Raw genomic sequence first — 19862 nt, forward strand, 5'->3', positions numbered from 1 at the left:
CCTCCAAAGTATCCGGGTATTAGGAGCACCTCTAGAATATTATCACTTCATGTCATTGATGTCAACATCGTAATTATTTTTTTTAAAAACTATTTGTTGATATGTCCAACAGCACTCAGCCAAGGCCAGCAACTATTTAATAATAGATAACAATCAACAGCACTCCCTATAGAGAGTGCTGTATGACCATTTACTCTACTGTTACCGGACTTTCTGTTACTTCTTCGTTTGTATATGGTTCCGCTCTTCGATAACGCGACATACCAGTTCCTGCAGGAATTAGTTTACCAATAATTACATTTTCCTTCAGACCTAATAATTCATCACGTTTTCCTTTAATTGCGGCGTCAGTAAGAACTCTTGTTGTTTCTTGGAAGGACGCTGCAGATAAGAACGAATCTGTTTCAAGAGACGCTTTTGTAATACCAAGTAGCACAGGACGTCCAGTAGCCGGCATTTTTCCTTCGAGCAATGCCTTTTCGTTCGCATCTGTGAATTGGTGAATATCAAGAAGTGTACCAGGAAGCACATCTGTTTCTCCAGCTTCAATTACACGTACTTTACGGAGCATTTGACGAACCATAACCTCTACGTGTTTGTCGCCAATTTCAACACCCTGCATTCTATATACCTTTTGCACTTCTTTAAGCAGGTACTCTTGTACAGCCATAACATCTTTTACTTTGATTAATTCCTTTGGATCGATAGAACCTTCAGTAAGCTCTTCGCCTCTTGACACTTGATCATTTACAGCAACTTTCAATCTTGCTGTATATGGAGCTGTATATGTGCGAGTCTCTAATTGACCTTGAACAACAATCTCATGCTGGCGATCTCGACCTTCATTAAGACCTACTACCACACCATCAATCTCCGAGATAACAGCTTGACCTTTCGGATTACGAGCTTCGAAAATTTCCTGAATACGCGGTAAACCTTGTGTAATATCGTCTCCTGCAACACCACCGGTATGGAAGGTACGCATCGTTAACTGTGTACCTGGTTCACCGATAGATTGTGCAGCGATAATACCAACAGCTTCACCCACTTCAACCTCTTGACCTGTCGCAAGGTTTCGACCGTAGCACTTTTTACAAACTCCATGACGTGTATTACATGTAAAGGCAGATCGAATCCAAACCTGTTCAATATTGGCATTCATGATTTCAACTGCAAGATCTTCCGTAATAAGATGATTTTCCGGTACAATCACTTCTTTTGTCTCCGGATGTCTAATCGCTTTTCTCGCATAACGACCGATTAACCGTTCATCAAGCGGTTCAATGATTTCTGTGCCATCTCTTAAGGCAGAAATCAGCATACCGCGGTCTGTACCACAATCATCCTCTCGAACAATAACATCCTGCGCAACATCAACAAGACGTCTTGTTAAGTAACCTGAGTCAGCTGTTTTCAGTGCCGTATCGGCAAGACCTTTACGCGCACCGTGTGTAGAGATGAAGTATTCCAACACGGTTAAGCCTTCACGGAAACTTGAGATGATTGGTAATTCAATGATACGTCCAGCCGGGTTGGCCATCAATCCACGCATACCAGCAAGCTGAGTGAAGTTTGATGCGTTACCACGGGCACCGGAATCACTCATCATAAAGATTGGGTTCGTATTTTCTAAGGAATCCATTAGCTTGGATTGAATTGTATCCTTCGCTGCACTCCAAATAGAGATTACGCGATCATAACGCTCATCCTCAGTAATTAGACCACGTCTAAATTGCTTTAAGACATTTTCAACCTTATTGTGAGCTTCATCAATAATTTCTTTCTTTTCAGCTAATACCACGATATCTGAAACCCCAACCGTAATACCGGCCTTTGTAGAATACTTAAAGCCAAGATCCTTCATACGGTCAAGCATTCTTGATGTTTCAGTAATTTTAAAGCGTTTAAACACTTCTGCAATGATATTACCTAATATCTTTTTCTTAAACGGATCTACTAACGGCATGCTTTCGATATGAGCTTTGACATCTGAACCCGGATCAACGAAGTACTTTTCAGGCGTCTCAACTTCTAGATTCCGCTTAGTAGGTTCGTTAATATATGGGAATGACTTCGGTAAAATCTCATTAAAAATCATTTTTCCTACAGTTGTTACTAACAGCTTTTTATTCTGTTCTTCTGTAAATGTAGGGTTATTTAATGAGCTAGCACGCACTGCCACACGAGTATGCAAATGTGCATAACCGTTTTGATATGCCAGTAGGGCTTCGTTTATATCGTTAAAGACCATTCCTTCTCCAACATAACCTGCACGTTCAAGCGTTAAGTAATAGTTACCTAAAACCATGTCCTGTGAAGGTGTTACAACCGGTTTTCCATCTTTAGGGTTCAGGATGTTTTGTGCAGCAAGCATTAATAAGCGTGCTTCAGCCTGTGCTTCAGATGAAAGCGGTACGTGAACAGCCATTTGGTCACCATCAAAGTCCGCGTTATAGGCAGTACATACAAGCGGATGTAGACGGATAGCCCTTCCTTCTACAAGAGTTGGTTCGAAGGCCTGAATTCCCAATCTGTGAAGAGTTGGGGCTCGGTTAAGAAGAACTGGATGCTCCTTAATAACCTCTTCTAATACATCCCAAATTTCAGGCTGTACTCTTTCGATTTTACGTTTAGCCGATTTAATATTATGTGCTAGACCCTTTTCAACAAGCTCCTTCATGACAAAAGGCTTGAATAACTCTAAGGCCATTTCCTTTGGAAGTCCACACTGGTACATTTTAAGATTCGGACCTACGACGATAACTGAACGACCTGAATAGTCAACACGTTTACCTAATAGGTTTTGACGGAAACGTCCTTGTTTACCCTTTAACATATGTGAAAGAGATTTCAACGGTCTATTACCTGGACCTGTTACCGGACGGCCTCTGCGTCCATTATCGATAAGAGCATCAACAGCTTCCTGTAGCATACGCTTTTCGTTTTGGACAATAATGCTTGGCGCTCCAAGATCTAATAAACGCTTTAAACGATTGTTACGATTAATAACACGGCGATATAGATCATTTAAATCAGATGTAGCAAAACGACCACCATCAAGCTGAACCATCGGGCGCAGTTCAGGTGGGATAACCGGTAGAACATCAAGAATCATCCAAGAAGGCTCATTGCCAGAACCACGGAATGCTTCAATCACTTCAAGACGCTTAATCGCACGTGTACGGCGCTGCCCTTGTGCTGTTTTCAGCTCTTCCTTCAGCATATCAGCTTCTTTTGTTAAATCGATATCTGATAGTAGCTTCTTAATGGATTCTGCACCCATTGATGCTTGGAATTTGTTTCCGTACTTTTCGCGGTATGCTCTATACTCTTTCTCTGAAAGCAACTGTTTTTTCTCAAGCGTTGTATCGCCTGGATCTGTCACTACATAAGAAGCGAAATAAATAACCTCTTCCAAGGCACGTGGAGACATATCTAGAACAAGTCCCATACGACTTGGAATCCCTTTAAAGTACCATATATGTGATACAGGAGCAGCTAATTCAATATGGCCCATACGTTCACGACGTACCTTCGCACGTGTTACCTCTACGCCGCATCGGTCACAAACTACACCTTTATAACGTACACGTTTGTATTTACCACAATGACATTCCCAGTCTTTTTGCGGTCCAAAAATACGTTCACAAAATAAGCCGTCCTTTTCAGGCTTTAATGTACGATAGTTAATCGTTTCTGGCTTCTTCACTTCACCAAATGACCATGAGCGAATTTTATCAGGTGATGCCAGTCCTATTTTCATAAACTCAAAATTATTTACATCAAGCAAGGGGCCTACCTCCCTTTCCGTCTCCGGGTTTTACCCTAATTGCTGCCCCAAAAATGGTAGTTGGAATTTCAAATATCCATCTACCATTCTTGGGGATTATAAAAGTCATTACCTTCAAGGTATATTTATTCGTTTAAACCAACTTTTTCAGACTCAACATCCTGAGGTTCAGGAGCAACAGTAATGGATTCAGCCTGCTGCATTTCTTCCTCGTCCTCTTGATCGCGCATTTCTATCTCTTCCTCATCACCTGATAGGATTTTTACATCCAATCCTAAGCTTTGAAGTTCTTTGATCAATACTTTAAATGATTCCGGAACACCTGGTTCTGGAACATTTTCACCTTTTACAATCGCTTCGTATGTCTTCACACGACCGACAACATCATCCGATTTGACTGTTAGGATTTCCTGCAATGTATAAGCAGCACCGTAAGCTTCAAGAGCCCAAACCTCCATCTCCCCGAAGCGCTGGCCGCCAAATTGGGCTTTACCACCAAGAGGCTGCTGCGTAACAAGAGAGTATGGTCCAGTTGAACGAGCATGGAGCTTGTCATCAACCATATGTGCTAGCTTAATCATATACATGACACCAACAGACACACGATTATCAAACGGTTCACCTGTTCGACCATCATATAGGACCGTTTTGGCATCTGATGCCATTCCGGATTCCTCGATAGTATCCCAAACATCTTCCTCCGTTGCACCATCAAATACCGGAGATGCTACATGAATATTTAAATATCTAGCTGCCATCCCAAGATGAAGCTCAAGCACCTGACCGATATTCATACGAGATGGTACCCCTAGTGGGTTTAACATGATATCAACAGGTGTACCGTCAGGTAAGTACGGCATGTCCTCTTCCGGTAGTATCCGGGAGATAACCCCTTTGTTACCATGACGTCCGGCCATTTTATCTCCAGCAGAGATTTTACGTTTTTGCACGATATACACACGAACTAACTGATTTACACCAGGAGGCAGTTCATCACCATCTTCACGGTTAAAGACTTTTACATCTAAAACAATTCCGCCACCACCGTGTGGAACACGCAGTGATGTATCACGTACCTCACGTGCTTTTTCACCAAAAATGGCATGCAGTAGACGTTCTTCCGCTGTTAATTCCGTTACTCCTTTTGGTGTAACTTTACCTACAAGCAGATCACCGTCTTTTACTTCAGCACCAGTACGGATAATACCACGCTCATCAAGATTACGAAGAGCATCTTCACCGACATTTGGAATATCACGTGTGATTTCCTCAGGTCCAAGCTTTGTATCTCGTGATTCTGATTCATATTCTTCAATATGAATTGAAGTATACACATCATCCTTCACTAATCGTTCGCTCATGATGATGGCATCCTCGTAGTTATATCCATCCCATGTCATGAAGGCAACAAGAACATTACGGCCTAACGCCAGTTCTCCAAGCTCCATGGACGGACCATCTGCAAGAATTTCACCTTTAGTTACACGATTTCCAACAGCCACAATTGGACGCTGGTTATAGCACGTTCCTTGGTTAGAACGGATAAATTTCAATAATTTATATTTATCAAGGTCACCTTTTACCTCTTGACCATCAATGGTTTGAATTCTACGTACCCACACTTCACGCGCTTCTACATGCTCAACAATACCTTCGTGCTTACAAATGACGGCAGCCCCAGAGTCCTTACCAGACACATATTCCATACCTGTACCAACTCGAGGTGCTTCCGGCTGCATAAGCGGCACTGCTTGACGTTGCATGTTCGCTCCCATCAAGGCACGGTTTGAATCGTCATTTTCAAGGAAAGGAATACACGCTGTCGCCGCAGATACAACCTGCTTCGGTGATACATCCATGTAATCAATGCGATCACGGCTGACTGTTGTATTTTCACCACGGAAACGAGATACTACCTCTTCATCTAAGAATGCACCGTTCTCATCAAGACGAGAGTTGGCCTGTGCAACTACATAGTTGTCTTCTTCATCAGCGGTTAAATAGTCAATATGATTTGTCACTCTGCCTGTATCCGGATCGATTTTCCGGTATGGAGTCTCAATGAAACCAAAGCGGTTTACCTTCGCAAAGGATGATAAAGAGTTAATCAATCCGATGTTCGGTCCCTCCGGTGTTTCAATCGGACACATACGACCATAGTGGGAATAGTGAACGTCACGAACTTCCATTCCGGCACGTTCACGTGTTAAACCACCAGGTCCTAATGCAGACAGACGTCTTTTATGCGTTAGCTCCGCAAGTGGATTTGTTTGATCCATGAACTGCGATAATTGAGAGCTTCCGAAGAACTCTTTAATTGATGCAATAACAGGACGAATATTGATCAACTGCTGTGGTGTAATCGTGTTCGTATCCTGAATAGACATTCTTTCACGAACCACACGCTCCATTCTGGAAAGACCAATACGGAATTGGTTTTGCAGTAGCTCACCGACAGAGCGCAAGCGTCTATTACCTAAGTGGTCGATATCATCCGTATTTCCTACCTCATGCAATAAGTTAAAGAAATAACTGATGGATGAAATAATGTCAGCAGGTGAAATATGCTTTACAGCCTCTTCCACATAAGCATTGCTGATAACGTTAATGACCTTTTCGTCTTCATTTGGAGCATAGATTTTAACCGACTGAAGAACAACCTCTTCTTCTACAACACCACCATATGGTGTTATCGTTCTAAACCCAATGTTGTTTTCAAGGTTTGGAATAATACGGTCCAATGTACGGCGGTCAAGCAATGTACCCTTCTCGGCAATAATTTCACCTGTCTCAGGGTCAACCAAGGTTTCAGCCAGACGCTGACCAAATAGACGATTTTTGATATGAAGCTTTTTGTTAATCTTATAACGTCCAACATTTGCTAAATCATAGCGTTTTGGATCGAAGAACCTTGAAACTAATAAGCTTTTGGCGTTGTCAACTGTTGGTGGTTCACCAGGACGTAACCGCTCATATATTTCTAATAAGGCCTTTTCAGTGCCTTCGGTATTATCTTTTTCTAATGTATTACGCAAATACTCGTTGTCTCCGATTAAATCAAGAATCTCCTGATCGGAGCCAAACCCTAATGCACGCAAAAGAACCGTAACAGGGAGCTTCCGAGTACGATCAATTCTGACATACACAACATCTTTCGCATCTGTTTCATATTCAAGCCATGCACCGCGGTTAGGAATAACAGTAGCTGTATAACCCTTTTTCCCATTTTTATCTAACTTGCCGCTATAGTAGACGCTAGGTGAACGCACAAGTTGGGAAACGATAACACGCTCTGCACCATTTATGACAAATGTGCCCGTTTCTGTCATTAGAGGGAAGTCACCCATAAAGACATCTTGGTCTTTGACCTCTCCTGTTTCTTTGTTTACAAGACGTACCTTCACACGCAATGGTGCGGAATATGTAACATCCCGTTCTTTCGATTCTGGAACAGAATACTTTGGATCGCCAAGACTATAATCAATAAATTCTAGAGAAAGATTACCTGTAAAATCTTCAATTGGTGAAATATCCTGGAACATTTCACGTAACCCTTCATCAAGAAACCACTGATAGGAAGAGGTTTGAATTTCAATGAGATTTGGTAATTCTAAAACTTCACTGATTCGTGCGTAACTTCTTCGTTGGCGGTGTCGTCCATACTGAACTAGTTGACCTGTCAACTCATTCACCCCTCAAATCAAGCGTTATTAATATTTATTGCCATCCTGTAGCAAGGTTTTTCCCTAACCACAAGACAAAAAGAAAAAGGGTTTTTAACTCAAAAACCACATTCTCACATTACGACTATTATTTGGTTATTTTCTCCATACTAACCATTTTTTATACAACTTATTATAAAATTAGTAATAAAGAGAAATTAATCTATTGGCATTTTACAATGCTATCACAACAGCAAGGGCTAGTCAACGTTTTTCTACCAATTTGAAAAACATATTGACAACCAACTAACTAACCTTCTTAGCCTTTATAATAAAGTAGCCTTTTTTCTTTTCGACTGTTTCCACCACATCAAATAGTTCAGAAAGCTTTGCAATCGTTGACGGTGCTCCCTGCTTCTTTTGAATGACAACCCAAAGCTCACCATCAGGTAGCAGAACCTGGCTGCTTTGCTCATAGATATCATGAACGACATCTTTACCAGCTCGGATTGGCGGATTGGTAAGAACGACAGCAAACTTCCTCCCCATTACAGCTGCTAAGCGGTCACTTTCGTAAACGTCTACATTATGTATCCCATTCAACTCACTATTCTCTTTCGCAAGACTTAGTGCTCGTAGATTCACATCAACCATATGAACCTTACGATCTGACCATTGCTTTGCAATTGCAAGGCCGATAGGACCATAGCCGCAGCCTACATCCAATACATCACCAGGGATTTCCGGCATTTGAAAGGTTTCAATCAATAATCTTGACCCAAAGTCTACTTCGCTTTTAGAAAAAACCCCGTTATCCGTTTTAAAACGAAGACTCATTTCTCTTAATGTATAATTCCATAGTTTCGGTTCACTCTCAACTTTTTGTGTTCGGGAATAATAATGCTCGGACATGCTATCACCTCCGTTGGAGAATCATGAATAATTATTATATTATTGAGGAATTAATTCTGTGCAGTATTCATATGAATGGATAGTACAAAAAAAGCTCGCTTATATAGCGAGCTTTTTGTTGGAAAAATTACTTAACTTCAACGCCAGCTCCAACTTCTTCAAGCTTAGCTTTGATTTCTTCAGCTTCTTCTTTAGAAGCTCCTTCTTTAACTGGTTTTGGAGTGTTGTCAACAAGTTCTTTTGCTTCTTTAAGACCAAGACCTGTGATTTCACGTACCACTTTGATAACTTTGATTTTTTGGTCGCCTGCAGATGCAAGAACAACGTCAAATTCAGTTTTCTCTTCAGCAGCCGCACCAGCAGCGCCACCAACAACAGCTACAGGAGCTGCAGCAGTTACACCAAACTCTTCTTCGATTGCTTTTACTAGGTCATTGAATTCTAAAACAGTCATATTTTTAACCGCTTCAATGATTTGTTCTTTAGTCATGATTGAATTTCCTCCTTATTTTTTGGGTTTGAAATTTATTAAAGTACGATTAACTTACGCGCTTTGTTCTTCCTTCTGATCTGCAACTGCCTTTGTAGCAAGAGCAAGGTTGCGGATAGGAGCTTGAAGTACGCTGAGTAACATAGAAAGTAAACCTTCGCGAGATGGAAGTTCAGCAAGAGCCTTAATTTCCTCAACTGTCGCAACGTTTCCTTCGATTACACCTGCTTTGATTTCTAATGCTTCGTGTTTCTTAGCGAAGTCATTGATGATTTTTGCAGGAGCAACTACATCTTCAGTACTGAAAGCAACCGCATTTGGACCTGTTAAAAATTCATTTAAACCAGAAAGTTCAACAGAGTCTGCTGCACGACGAGTCATTGTATTTTTGTATACTTTGAACTCGATGCCTGCATCACGAAGTTGTTTACGAAGTTCAGTTACTTCCGCAACATTTAAACCACGGTAATCAACTACTACTGTTGATACACTTGATTTAAGTTTTTCAGCAATTTCGTCAACGATTTGTTTCTTTTGTTCAATAATGCTGCTCATCTTTACACCTCCTGTAAGAATTACTGCATTTATACCAGACAATAAAATACCTCCATACTGGTACAGACATGGAGGTAGTATACAATAGCCGCTCAAAACGTGCGTTTAAAAATCTATCGTATGACCTCGGCAGGAAATTAAGCGTTTCAACACACCTGCTGTCTTCGGTACAAATGTTATTTTTTTAACAACAGACTCTATTATAGGAAATAGAGTCAAGGTTGTCAACATTTATTTTATATATTATTTACCTGCTGTAGCAGGATCGATTTTCACACTTGGTCCCATTGTTGATGTAATCGCTACATTCTTCATGTAAGTTCCTTTTGCAGCTGCAGGCTTAACCTTCATCATTGTATCGAAAATTGTATTGAAGTTCTCAACAAGCTTTTCGTTTTCAAATGAAGCTTTACCGATAGGAACATGGATGTTACCAGCTTTATCAACACGGTATTCTACTTTACCAGCTTTGATTTCGTTAACTGCTCTTGTAACGTCGAAAGTTACTGTTCCTGTTTTAGGGTTTGGCATTAAACCTTTTGGTCCTAATGTACGACCGAGTTTACCAACTTCACCCATCATGTCAGGTGTAGCAACGATTACATCAAACTCGAACCAACCTTGGTTAATTTTGTTGATGTATTCAGAATCTCCCACGTAATCTGCACCAGCAGCTTCTGCTTCTTTAGCTTTTTCACCTTTAGCGAATACTAGGACTCTTTGAGTTTTACCAGTTCCGTTAGGAAGTACAACTGCTCCACGGATTTGTTGGTCTGCTTTCTTAGGGTCAACTCCTAAACGGAATGCCACTTCTACAGATGCATCAAATTTTGTGAAGCTTGTTTGTTTAACAAGTTCTACTGCCTCACCGATAGGGTAAGCCTTTGTACGGTCAATTAGCTTTGCAGCTTCAACATACTTCTTACCTTTTTTAGCCATTTTAAATTTCCTCCTATATTGTGGTTTTAGCGGAATTTCCTCCCACGTAAAAAGCGAATCGCTTATTTCAGCGATATAGGTAAACAGATATAAAGGTTGCGAGTAGAACTAATTCATCCCCGCAACCTTTTTGTTAAACCATCATTTACTGCATGGATTAGTCTTCGATAACGATGCCCATGCTGCGTGCAGTACCTTCAACCATACGCATAGCTGCTTCAACGTTTGCTGCATTTAAATCAGGCATTTTTGTTTCAGCAATCTCGCGTACCTTGTCACGCTTAACTGTAGCTACTTTATTACGATTTGGTTCACCAGAACCAGATTCGATTCCAGCTGCTTTTTTAAGTAAAACAGCAGCAGGAGGAGTTTTCGTAATAAATGTAAATGAACGGTCCTCGAATACCGTGATTTCAACCGGAATGATTAATCCAGCTTGTTCAGCTGTACGAGCGTTAAACTCCTTACAGAATCCCATGATGTTAACACCGGCTTGACCAAGAGCAGGACCAACTGGTGGAGCTGGATTAGCTTTAGCTGCAGGGATTTGTAATTTAACAACTTTAATTACTTTTTTAGCCACGAGACACACCTCCTTAAGTCCGTGATGTGGTAATAGGGGCCTTGTTTATTAAGTCCCTCCCACTCAATCTATCGTCTCTATTCTAAAATAAAGAACTTTATTAGTGTCCCGTATTTTCATTCGGGACATACTGACCTTTGAAATATTACCACTTTTTCATTTTGATTTCAAGTTCTTCATGTTATATTTTTTCAACTTGTGTATATTCAAGCTCTACCGGCGTATCCCGACCAAACATATTGACGAGTACTTTAATTTTCGCTTTGTCTTTGTCAATTTCCTCAATAGAGCCTTCAAAGTTGGCAAACGGGCCTTCCTTTACCTTGACGATTTCGCCAATTTCAAAGTCAATATCCACCCGTCTTTCATCAACACCTAAATGCTTTAGAATGGAATTAATTTCATCAGGCATTAACGGAGTCGGCTTTGAACCAGCACCTGCAGATCCCACAAATCCCGTTACACCTGGTGTATTTCGAACAACATACCAGGAATCATCGGTCATAACTAGCTCAACTAGTACGTAACCAGGAAACACCTTTCGTTTTACAACCTTTTTCTTTCCATTTTTAACATCTGTTTCCTCTTCTTCTGGTACAATAACGCGGAAGATTTTATCCTGCATCGCCATTGATTCTACACGTTTTTCCAAATTTGCCTTTACTTTGTTCTCATAGCCTGAGTACGTATGGACAACATACCAATTTTTTTCCATTCAAGGGGACTATATGTCCTTCCCTCCCTGTATATTAAGTTGTGGTTTTTATTGTTTTTCAAACCCGCGGATGAAAAACTTTCCATTACAAATCAAAAAACCCGTTTCCGGGCTTTGTAAAGTTTTCCTAATGTTTCTATCCCCCATTATACCATCTGTTGCTGGGAGTTATTCAAGAATTAATCGAATCAATTCAGAAATACCTAAATCAATAACAGCGAAAAAGACTGAAAAGAATGTCACAGTAGCAAGAACAGTAACCGTGTAGTTGGTAAGGTCCTTGCGCTTTGGCCAGCTTACCTTTCTCATTTCACGTCCAACTTCACGGAAAAATTTCACGATGCGTTGCATTTCGTAACCTCCAAACTGAAGTGATGCTTTGTTCTATCTATGAAAAGTAGCTATTTCGTTTCACGGTGTACTGTATGAGCCTGACATTGATCACAATGCTTTTTCAATTCAAGACGTTCCGAATCTTTCTTACTCATCGTTGTGTAGTTTCTTGATCCACACTTCGAACATGCAAGAATAACTTTTTTTCTCATTCCGCACCCACTCTAGCTTCTTTTATATCTATAAAAATGTAACATGGCGTGCAAGACATGTCAATAACAGGGAATTCACGACAAAACTTATTTTATCATTGTGAGAATTCTCTGATTTCTAAGTATCGTTCAAGCTTCCGCTTCACGCGCTGTAGGGCATTATCAATCGACTTTACATGTCGATTTAGTTCTTCCGAGATTTCCTGATAGGACTGCCCATCCAAATATAGAGCAAGAACCTTTCTCTCAAGGTCACTTAATAGCTCTGCCATTTTTATTTCTATATGGTCAAACTCTTCCTGGTTAATAATCAATTCCTCAGGGTCTAGCACCTTTGCACCTGAAATGACGTCCATTAACGTGCGATCCGATTCTTCATCATAAATTGGCTTATCTAAGGATACATAAGAATTTAACGGTATATGCTTTTGTCTAGTTGCTGTTTTTATTGCCGTAATGATTTGCCTTGTTATACACAACTCTGCAAAGGCTTTAAAGGATGACAGCTTGTCCTCTTTGAAATCACGTATTGCTTTAAATAAACCAATCATGCCTTCTTGAACAATATCCTCCCGGTCTGCTCCAATTAAAAAATATGATCGCGCTTTTGCTCGTACAAAATTTCGATATTTATGAATCAAAAAATCAAGTGCTTCACTTTCTCCCTTGTGCACTAAATCAATAATCTCCTCATCCTCAAGTTGCAAATATTGAACGTTACTGTCGTTAAGCTTTGTCCCGATGTAAGAATTCAACTCAGATCCCCCCGACCGCAAAAGCATGATTAGAGTTATTATACAGCACATTTTTTTCCAACGTCAACCAGTCACTACCGTTCTCGACGCCATTTTTCGAAAATTTCAGCCAATTCCTTACTAAGCGGAATTTTCGAGAGCGGCCTTTTCTGTTCAATTTTCTTTACTTTAAGTTCAATACCCTTTTCGATCATCTTCATCTCAATAAGCAGTTCCCGAGCTGACTTTCGTAATGCTCCCTGCCCAAAAATCGCCCACTGCTCCGTAAAATCTGATGTTGCCACATGTATTTGCGTTCTGCGATTACTCAAACCAATAGCAAGCTTTTCAATTCTTTCATCAGCTGTTTCATTTTCCTTTGTAAAGATAACCTCGACCTGATAATTTTTATATTTTTTCTCCAGCCCCTGAACTCCGTAGGCATCAAAAACAATAATGACCCGGAAACCTGTATAGGCTTGATATTCAGCCATCTTTTCGACGAGCAAATCCCTTGCGGCGGCTAAATCCTTGTTTTTAAATTCCTGAAGGTCAGGCCATGCGCCAATAATGTTATATCCGTCCACCAACAAAATATCCATCTCTATCCCTCGAGTGGGTTGCGTTTTCGATATACCTCATACATTAGCAATGCAGCAGCAACGGAAGCGTTAAGTGACGTTACCTTTCCTGCCATTGGTAGCTTAATTAGAAAATCACATTTGTCACGAACAAGCCGGCCCATCCCTTTACCTTCACTGCCTATTACAAGACCAAGCGGCATTGTCCCATCAAACTGTCGATAATCTTCCTTCCCCTTAGCATCGGTCCCCACAATCCAAATGCCTCTCTCTTTTAGTTCATCAATCGTTCTGGCCATATTAGTTACTCTGACAACCGGGATATGTTCGATTGCACCGGTAGAAGCCTTTGCGACTGTTGCCGTTAAACCTACAGCCCGCCGCTTTGGAATAATAATTCCATGGGCACCGGTCGCATCAGCAGTTCTCATAATAGAGCCTAAATTATGCGGATCTTCAATTTCATCAAGTAGCATAAAGAATGGAGTTTCGTTCCTCTTTTCAGCATTTGAAAATAAATCATTGATTTCTGCATATTGGTAGGCCGCAACTTGCGCTAATACCCCTTGATGATTTCCTTCTACTAAACTATCCAGCTTCTTTTTTGGAACAAACTGTACAAGTACATTCTGCTCCTTAGCCATGCTTGTTACTTGCTGCATCTGACCGCGTTGTGAGCCTTCTGCAATTAAGATTTTGTTAATGTCCCGCTCTGATTTTAACGCTTCAATAACAGGGTTCTTTCCCATGATGTAATCATGATCATGCATCATGTCCCCCGCCTCCTTTCATCCCATCAATCAGTTGAAAAGCATAGTTGATAATTTCCTCGAGCCTCTCATTATTTCCAGCCAAATACAACGAGCCGAGCAATGCCTCGAAGGCAGTACTATACCGATACGTCTGCACATCCGTATTTTTCGGAACGGAACCTGACTTTGCGTTCCGTCCCCTTTTAATAATCACTATTTCCTCGTCGCTAAAATAGCCTTCCTCCATCATATGGTGAAGCACACTTGATTGAGCCTTTGCAGATACATACCTCGTAGCAGCCCGATGTAGCAAATGCGGTTTAACCTGGCCATTTTGCAGTAAATGATAGCGTACATACGTTTCAAATACCGCATCTCCCATATAAGCAAGAGCTAGGCTATTTAACAGCTTTTCATTTACCTTTTGATCATAATGCAGCATTCCTTTAGCCTCTTTTCCATCTCGTACCTTGAGGTGTATCTTCTAAAATGATATTTAAATCCTTTAATTGATCACGGATTTGGTCTGCAAGTTGAAAATCACGGTCCTTACGGGCTTGAATTCTCTTTTCTATCAATGCCTCAATCTCTTCATCAAGCAGTTCTTCCTGCTTTAACTGCAAGCCTAAGACCTGTGTCAGTTCTTCGAATAGCTTCATAAAGCTATCAATAACCTCAATATCCGTTGTCTTCTCCATTATATAACGGTTAGCAAGACTGGATAGTTCAAAAAGAACCGAAATAGCGTTTGCTGTATTAAAATCATCATCCATTTGTTGAATAAATTGACCGCGAAGGCTATTTATTTCTTCCACCCAGGTGCTGTTGTCATTCGTTAGGTTTGTGCTTGATTCCTTTCTGTGACTTAGGTTTTGGTAGGATGTTTTAATACGCTCTAAGCCAGCACGAGTGTTCTCTAATAACTCATCACTGTAATTGATTGGATGACGGTAATGAACAGATAACATAAACATACGTAACACCTGCGGATCATGACGCTTAATAATGTCATGAACCAGCACGAAGTTACCAAGTGATTTTGACATTTTCTCATTATTAATATTGATATAGCCATTATGCATCCAATAACGGGCAAATGATTTACCCGTTAAGGCCTCGGATTGGGCAATCTCATTTTCATGGTGTGGGAAGGTTAGATCCTGTCCGCCGGCATGAATATCAATTGTATCACCTAGGTACTTTCTCGCCATTGCTGAGCATTCAATATGCCAGCCAGGTCTTCCTTTTCCCCATGGGCTTTCCCAATAGATTTCTCCTTCCTTTGCTGCCTTCCATAGAGCGAAGTCAAGAGAATCCTGTTTCTTCTCACCAACTGCAATTCGGGCCCCTACACGCAACTCATCAATAGACTGATGCGAAAGCTTGCCGTACCCTTCAAAGCTACGGGTATGGAAATAAACATCTCCTTCCGACTCATAGGCATATCCCTTTTCAATTAATGTTTGAATAAAATCAATAATAATATCCATGTTTTCCGTTACACGAGGATGGACATCTGCCTTTTTACAGCCTAATGCACTAACATCTTCAAAATAGGCTTCAATAAAACGGTTTGCAATCGTTGGTACATCTTCTCCAATTTCATTCGCCGCTCTGATTAATTTATCATCGACATCCGTAAAATTGGATATATATTGAACCTCGTAGCCTCGGTAATCCAAATATCTTCTAACCGTATCAAATACAATCGCTGGGCGTGCGTTACCAATATGGATATAGTTATATACAGTCGGGCCGCACACATACATTTTTACTTTCCCTTCCTCAAGCGGAATAAATTCCTCCTTTTTTCTTGTCAGGGTATTATAAATTTGAATAGTCATGCTGTTTGGCGCTCCTTTCCTTCCTTAGCTCTTCTAATTCTACTTTTAAATTTACTATTTCATCCTGCAGCTCATTCAAACGATCGGAAACAGGGTCAGGCAAATTGGCATGGTTTAAATCTTTATTTACCTTTACACCAGCCTGTACCTTTACACGCCCAGGTATTCCGACAACCGTTGAATCCGCTGGAACATCTTTGAGAACAACTGAACCGGCACCAATTTTAGCATTTTCTCCAATGATGATGTTTCCTAATACTTTAGCACCGGTTGCAATCAGGGCGTTATCCTTTACGGTTGGATGTCGTTTTCCTTTTTCTTTTCCAGTACCACCTAATGTTACCCCTTGATAAATCGTAACGTTATCGCCGATTTCACACGTTTCCCCTATCACGACACCCATTCCATGGTCGATAAAGAGACGTCTTCCGATTTTAGCACCAGGATGGATTTCGATACCGGTAAAAAACCTGCTTATCTGTGAAACAATCCGCGCTAAAAAGAAAAATTTCTTTTTGTGTAAAAAATGAGCGAAACGATGTGACCATATAGCGTGCAGTCCTGAATAGGTTAGGATAACCTCAATATAACTCCGCGCTGCAGGGTCTTGCTCAAAAATAACTTGAACATCCTCTTTTAAATTTTTAAACATTAGCCTAACCCTCCCTCTTTGATTCGCTTAACTAGACAAACAAAATACAAAAAAGCGTCCCTGTCATAACGACAGAGACGCTTTGTGCGCGGTTCCACTCTGTTTAGACCTCTAAAACGAGACCTCAACTCTACCCTAATAACGGAGGGGAAACCGCCCATATCTACTATTTAAAAAGTTCGACACAGGACTCTGAGACGCATTCAAAAAACGAGAGGCTTAAACCACTTTCAGCCGCTGGTGGTTCTCTCTAGCAAAAGCATCATTTTTTTACTCTTTCTCATCAACATTTTAAAACATTATTTTATTACTTTTACTATATTACACTTTTATGAATATGTTAATCAAATTATATTCATTACTCGAGATTTTACCTTTTCTTTTCCTAATAGTTCAATCGCCTTCATTAAATCAGGACCATGTGTTTGTCCAGTCGTTGCTACCCGAATTGGCATAAAGAGATTTTTTCCCTTATGGCCTGTTGATTTTTGAACAGCCTTAACTGCCTTTTTAATTTCATCAGCAGTAAAATTGTCTAAGCTCTCCATTTCACTTAAAAAGGCCTTAAGCACTTCAGGAACTTGCTCTCCTGAAATAATTTCTTTTGCTTCATCATCCATGCTGACTGTATCGGTGAAGAAGAGCTCTGACAGCTCAACGATATCTGCGCCGCAGCTCATTTTTTCTTGATTCAATGCAATCAATTCATGAGCCCATGCACTTTCCTCTTCTGTTCTTGTTTCCTTCACATAGCCTGCTTTAACCAAATGAGGCAATGCCAGTTCAACAACACGATCAATCTCAATTGATTTCATATATTGATTGTTCATCCAAGCAAGCTTTTGCTTATCAAATAATGCCGGAGATTTTGATAAACGCTTGCTATCAAAGATTTTAATAAACTCTTCTCTTGTGAAAATTTCCTCTTCACCCTCAGGAGACCAGCCTAAGAGAGCGATGAAATTAAATAACGCCTCTGGAACATAACCAAGCTCTTCATACTGCTCAATGAATTGAATAATTGATTCATCACGTTTACTTAACTTCTTACGGCTTTCATTTACAATTAATGTCATATGACCAAAAATCGGGCGCACCCAGTTAAACGCATCATAAATCATAAGCTGCTTCGGCGTATTTGAAATATGGTCATCACCGCGTAACACATGGGAAATTTCCATTAAGTGATCGTCAACCGTTACAGCAAAATTGTAGGTAGGAATGCCATCTTTTTTCACAATTACATGATCGCCAATTCCTTCGCTTTCAAATGATACATTTCCCTTTACCATATCATCCCAAGTGTATACTTGGCCTTCGGGAACTCTAAAACGAATGCTTGGCTCTCTGCCTTCCGCTTCCAGCCTATTTCGTTCTTCAGGTGTTAAATGGCGGCACTTACCTGAATAGTGCGGTGTTTCATTTCGCGCCATTTGCTCCTCGCGTTCCTTTTCCAACTCTTCAGGTGTACAATAGCATTTATATGCCTTACCATTCTCCAGAAGCTCACTATAGTATTTTTGGTAAATATCATTTCTCTCAGATTGACGATAAGGACCGTATTCTCCACCAATATCGACACCTTCATCCCAATCCATTCCAAGCCACTTTAAGTATTTAAGCTGACTTTGCTCGCCGCCTTCAATATTACGCTTCTGATCTGTATCTTCAATTCGGATGATAAACTTTCCGCCTTGATTTCGTGCAAACAAATAATTAAACAACGCTGTACGAGCATTACCAATATGCAGATGCCCTGTCGGACTCGGTGCGTAACGTACTCGAATTTCGTTTGCCATAACCTCCAACGCCTCCAATTAATGCTAATTCTCTTTATCTTTCGTATGTATATACCTTAGTCAGAATACCCTAATTTTCTCAATAAAACAACTGCCTGGGCGGCAATCCCTTCCCCTCTCCCAGTAAAACCAAGCTTTTCAGTGGTAGTCGCCTTTACATTTATATTCTCAGGCAACGTTTCTAGTAGATAGGCGATTTTCTCCTTCATCGGGACAATATAAGGAGCCATTTTAGGCTTCTGCGCAATAATGGTGCAATCTGCATTAACCAGCTCATACCCCTTTTCCTTCACAATCTGCCAAACATGCTGAAGCAGTTTGCTCGAATCGGCATCCTTGAACTCAGGGTCAGTATCGGGGAAATGTCTCCCAATATCACCTTCGCCAATTGCACCTAAACAAGCATCTGCTACTGTATGCAGCAATACATCTGCGTCAGAATGACCGAGCAGCCCTTTCTCATAGGGAATGGTAATCCCTCCAATAATGAGTTCTCTTCCTTCCGCAAATTGGTGTACATCAAAGCCTTGTCCAATACGAAACATATCTATTCACTCCTTTTTGTCATACTACTTCGTTTCCGAATAATCGTTTCCGCAAAAAATAAATCCTCTGGTGTTGTAAGCTTGATGTTATCATAATTGCCTTCTACAATCATGACATCATGGCCAAGTCGCTCTACGAGACTAGCATCATCTGTTCCTAAATAACCTGCTTCCTCTGCTGATTCATATGCTTGGCGCAAGAGGGACATACGAAAAGCTTGTGGTGTTTGAATTGCCCACAAGCTGGAACGTTCAACCGTCTCTATCACTTTATGATCCTTTACCTTTTTCACAGTGTCCTTGACAGGAACAGCAAGCACAGATGCACCATATTGCTCTGCTGATAAAACTAGAGAATGGATTAGACCAATGTCAATAAAAGGACGGGCACCATCATGTACAAGAACAATTCCATTTCCTTCTAAGGCCTTAAGACTATTGTAAATGCTATACTGCCTTTCAGATCCGCCTGGTACAATACCGATTACCTTCGTGATACCATATTTATCTAAAAGAGTTTGCGTTTCTTTTTCGTCTTGTTCATTTATAGCAAGTATTACTCCTGAACAGCACTCGTCTCCCTCAAATACCTGTAAGGTATGAATTAAAACTGGAGCCCCATCCAATTCTAGTAAAAGTTTATTTTTCCCTGCTCCCATTCTTTTTCCCTGACCCGCAGCAGGGATAACGACTTGATAAGGCATAACCCAAGCTCCTATCTATGTACGCATGAAAACGCCGGAATAGACTGCCGGCGCCTGAGC

The 19862-nt window shown here is 40.7% G+C and carries 19 protein-coding genes and 2 other annotated features; all 19 genes read right to left on the bottom strand.

Going from position 1 to position 19862, the window contains the following annotated elements; all coding sequences use genetic code 11:
- Positions 1 to 190 precede the first annotated feature (190 nt).
- Complete coding sequence (rpoC, locus tag BQ5321_RS23380) at positions 191 to 3790, bottom strand: DNA-directed RNA polymerase subunit beta' (protein WP_071396723.1); 3600 nt, start codon at positions 3788 to 3790, stop codon at positions 191 to 193.
- A 125-nt stretch (positions 3791 to 3915) separates the two neighbouring features.
- Positions 3916 to 7473, bottom strand: a complete 3558-nt coding sequence (rpoB, locus tag BQ5321_RS23385; protein ID WP_071396724.1) for a DNA-directed RNA polymerase subunit beta — start codon at positions 7471 to 7473, stop codon at positions 3916 to 3918.
- A gap of 285 nt (positions 7474 to 7758) precedes the next feature.
- On the bottom strand, positions 7759 to 8364 hold the full coding sequence (locus BQ5321_RS23390) for a class I SAM-dependent methyltransferase (protein WP_071396725.1): 606 nt from the start codon (positions 8362 to 8364) through the stop codon (positions 7759 to 7761).
- A gap of 127 nt (positions 8365 to 8491) precedes the next feature.
- On the bottom strand, positions 8492 to 8854 hold the full coding sequence (rplL, locus tag BQ5321_RS23395) for a 50S ribosomal protein L7/L12 (protein WP_071396726.1): 363 nt from the start codon (positions 8852 to 8854) through the stop codon (positions 8492 to 8494).
- A 54-nt stretch (positions 8855 to 8908) separates the two neighbouring features.
- Positions 8909 to 9409, bottom strand: coding sequence for a 50S ribosomal protein L10 (rplJ, locus tag BQ5321_RS23400; RefSeq protein ID WP_071397034.1), 501 nt, complete (start codon positions 9407 to 9409; stop codon positions 8909 to 8911).
- A 34-nt stretch (positions 9410 to 9443) separates the two neighbouring features.
- Positions 9444 to 9595, bottom strand: a sequence feature (ribosomal protein L10 leader region).
- A gap of 57 nt (positions 9596 to 9652) precedes the next feature.
- Positions 9653 to 10348 carry a 50S ribosomal protein L1 gene (gene rplA / locus BQ5321_RS23405; RefSeq protein ID WP_071396727.1) on the bottom strand — a complete coding sequence of 232 codons (696 nt, stop codon included), beginning with the start codon at positions 10346 to 10348 and terminating at the stop codon, positions 9653 to 9655.
- A 157-nt stretch (positions 10349 to 10505) separates the two neighbouring features.
- The gene (gene rplK, locus BQ5321_RS23410; protein WP_071396728.1) at positions 10506 to 10931 is read right to left on the bottom strand and encodes a 50S ribosomal protein L11; all 426 of its coding nucleotides are present in this window, start codon (positions 10929 to 10931) and stop codon (positions 10506 to 10508) included.
- 181 nt (positions 10932 to 11112) lie between these two features.
- Positions 11113 to 11646, bottom strand: a complete 534-nt coding sequence (gene nusG, locus BQ5321_RS23415; protein WP_071396729.1) for a transcription termination/antitermination protein NusG — start codon at positions 11644 to 11646, stop codon at positions 11113 to 11115.
- Positions 11647 to 11814: 168 nt separating this feature from the next.
- A complete protein-coding gene (gene secE / locus BQ5321_RS23420) occupies positions 11815 to 11997 on the bottom strand; it encodes a preprotein translocase subunit SecE (protein ID WP_071396730.1) in 183 nt (60 codons plus the stop codon).
- Between the two features lie 50 nt (positions 11998 to 12047).
- Positions 12048 to 12191, bottom strand: coding sequence for a 50S ribosomal protein L33 (rpmG, locus tag BQ5321_RS23895; RefSeq protein WP_084786903.1), 144 nt, complete (start codon positions 12189 to 12191; stop codon positions 12048 to 12050).
- 95 nt (positions 12192 to 12286) lie between these two features.
- Entirely contained in the window at positions 12287 to 12934 is a 648-nt protein-coding gene (gene sigH, locus BQ5321_RS23425; protein ID WP_187143808.1) for an RNA polymerase sporulation sigma factor SigH, read from the bottom strand.
- Between the two features lie 86 nt (positions 12935 to 13020).
- The gene (locus BQ5321_RS23430) at positions 13021 to 13527 is read right to left on the bottom strand and encodes an NYN domain-containing protein (protein ID WP_071396732.1); all 507 of its coding nucleotides are present in this window, start codon (positions 13525 to 13527) and stop codon (positions 13021 to 13023) included.
- A 2-nt stretch (positions 13528 to 13529) separates the two neighbouring features.
- On the bottom strand, positions 13530 to 14279 hold the full coding sequence (gene rlmB, locus BQ5321_RS23435; RefSeq protein ID WP_084786904.1) for a 23S rRNA (guanosine(2251)-2'-O)-methyltransferase RlmB: 750 nt from the start codon (positions 14277 to 14279) through the stop codon (positions 13530 to 13532).
- Positions 14269 to 14700 (bottom strand): Mini-ribonuclease 3, encoded by a 432-nt coding sequence (locus BQ5321_RS23440; protein ID WP_071396733.1) that lies wholly within the window; start codon positions 14698 to 14700, stop codon positions 14269 to 14271. The genes rlmB and BQ5321_RS23440 overlap by 11 nt, the downstream gene beginning before the upstream one ends.
- 4 nt (positions 14701 to 14704) lie before the next feature.
- Entirely contained in the window at positions 14705 to 16102 is a 1398-nt protein-coding gene (cysS, locus tag BQ5321_RS23445) for a cysteine--tRNA ligase (protein ID WP_071396734.1), read from the bottom strand.
- Positions 16083 to 16754: a serine O-acetyltransferase gene (gene cysE, locus BQ5321_RS23450; protein ID WP_071396735.1), complete on the bottom strand. Its 672-nt coding sequence runs from the start codon at positions 16752 to 16754 to the stop codon at positions 16083 to 16085. The genes cysS and cysE overlap by 20 nt, the downstream gene beginning before the upstream one ends.
- Before the next feature lie 70 nt (positions 16755 to 16824).
- Positions 16825 to 17050 (bottom strand) — a binding site (T-box leader).
- Positions 17051 to 17098: 48 nt separating this feature from the next.
- Complete coding sequence (gltX, locus tag BQ5321_RS23455; protein WP_071396736.1) at positions 17099 to 18553, bottom strand: glutamate--tRNA ligase; 1455 nt, start codon at positions 18551 to 18553, stop codon at positions 17099 to 17101.
- A 56-nt stretch (positions 18554 to 18609) separates the two neighbouring features.
- Positions 18610 to 19098, bottom strand: a complete 489-nt coding sequence (gene ispF / locus BQ5321_RS23460) for a 2-C-methyl-D-erythritol 2,4-cyclodiphosphate synthase (protein ID WP_071396737.1) — start codon at positions 19096 to 19098, stop codon at positions 18610 to 18612.
- A gap of 2 nt (positions 19099 to 19100) precedes the next feature.
- Positions 19101 to 19802 (bottom strand): 2-C-methyl-D-erythritol 4-phosphate cytidylyltransferase, encoded by a 702-nt coding sequence (gene ispD / locus BQ5321_RS23465; RefSeq protein WP_071396738.1) that lies wholly within the window; start codon positions 19800 to 19802, stop codon positions 19101 to 19103.
- Positions 19803 to 19862 lie beyond the last annotated feature (60 nt).

Source organism: Bacillus tuaregi (assembly GCF_900104575.1).
Classification (GTDB): Bacteria; Bacillota; Bacilli; order Bacillales; family Cytobacillaceae; genus Bacillus_BD; species Bacillus_BD tuaregi.

Excerpts from the sequence above, each read along its gene's own strand:
- BQ5321_RS23390 (WP_071396725.1), bottom strand. The coding sequence starts at position 8,364 with ATGTCCGAGCATTATTATTCCCGAACACAAAAAGTTGAGAGTGAACCG.
- rplL (WP_071396726.1), bottom strand. The coding sequence starts at position 8,854 with ATGACTAAAGAACAAATCATTGAAGCGGTTAAAAATATGACTGTTTTA.
- rplJ (WP_071397034.1), bottom strand. The coding sequence starts at position 9,409 with ATGAGCAGCATTATTGAACAAAAGAAACAAATCGTTGACGAAATTGCT.
- rplA (WP_071396727.1), bottom strand. The coding sequence starts at position 10,348 with ATGGCTAAAAAAGGTAAGAAGTATGTTGAAGCTGCAAAGCTAATTGAC.
- nusG (WP_071396729.1), bottom strand. The coding sequence starts at position 11,646 with ATGGAAAAAAATTGGTATGTTGTCCATACGTACTCAGGCTATGAGAAC.
- secE (WP_071396730.1), bottom strand. The coding sequence starts at position 11,997 with ATGCAACGCATCGTGAAATTTTTCCGTGAAGTTGGACGTGAAATGAGA.
- rpmG (WP_084786903.1), bottom strand. The coding sequence starts at position 12,191 with ATGAGAAAAAAAGTTATTCTTGCATGTTCGAAGTGTGGATCAAGAAAC.
- BQ5321_RS23430 (WP_071396732.1), bottom strand. The coding sequence starts at position 13,527 with ATGGATATTTTGTTGGTGGACGGATATAACATTATTGGCGCATGGCCT.
- rlmB (WP_084786904.1), bottom strand. The coding sequence starts at position 14,279 with ATGATGCATGATCATGATTACATCATGGGAAAGAACCCTGTTATTGAA.
- BQ5321_RS23440 (WP_071396733.1), bottom strand. The coding sequence starts at position 14,700 with ATGCTGCATTATGATCAAAAGGTAAATGAAAAGCTGTTAAATAGCCTA.
- cysS (WP_071396734.1), bottom strand. The coding sequence starts at position 16,102 with ATGACTATTCAAATTTATAATACCCTGACAAGAAAAAAGGAGGAATTT.
- cysE (WP_071396735.1), bottom strand. The coding sequence starts at position 16,754 with ATGTTTAAAAATTTAAAAGAGGATGTTCAAGTTATTTTTGAGCAAGAC.
- gltX (WP_071396736.1), bottom strand. The coding sequence starts at position 18,553 with ATGGCAAACGAAATTCGAGTACGTTACGCACCGAGTCCGACAGGGCAT.
- ispF (WP_071396737.1), bottom strand. The coding sequence starts at position 19,098 with ATGTTTCGTATTGGACAAGGCTTTGATGTACACCAATTTGCGGAAGGA.
- ispD (WP_071396738.1), bottom strand. The coding sequence starts at position 19,802 with ATGCCTTATCAAGTCGTTATCCCTGCTGCGGGTCAGGGAAAAAGAATG.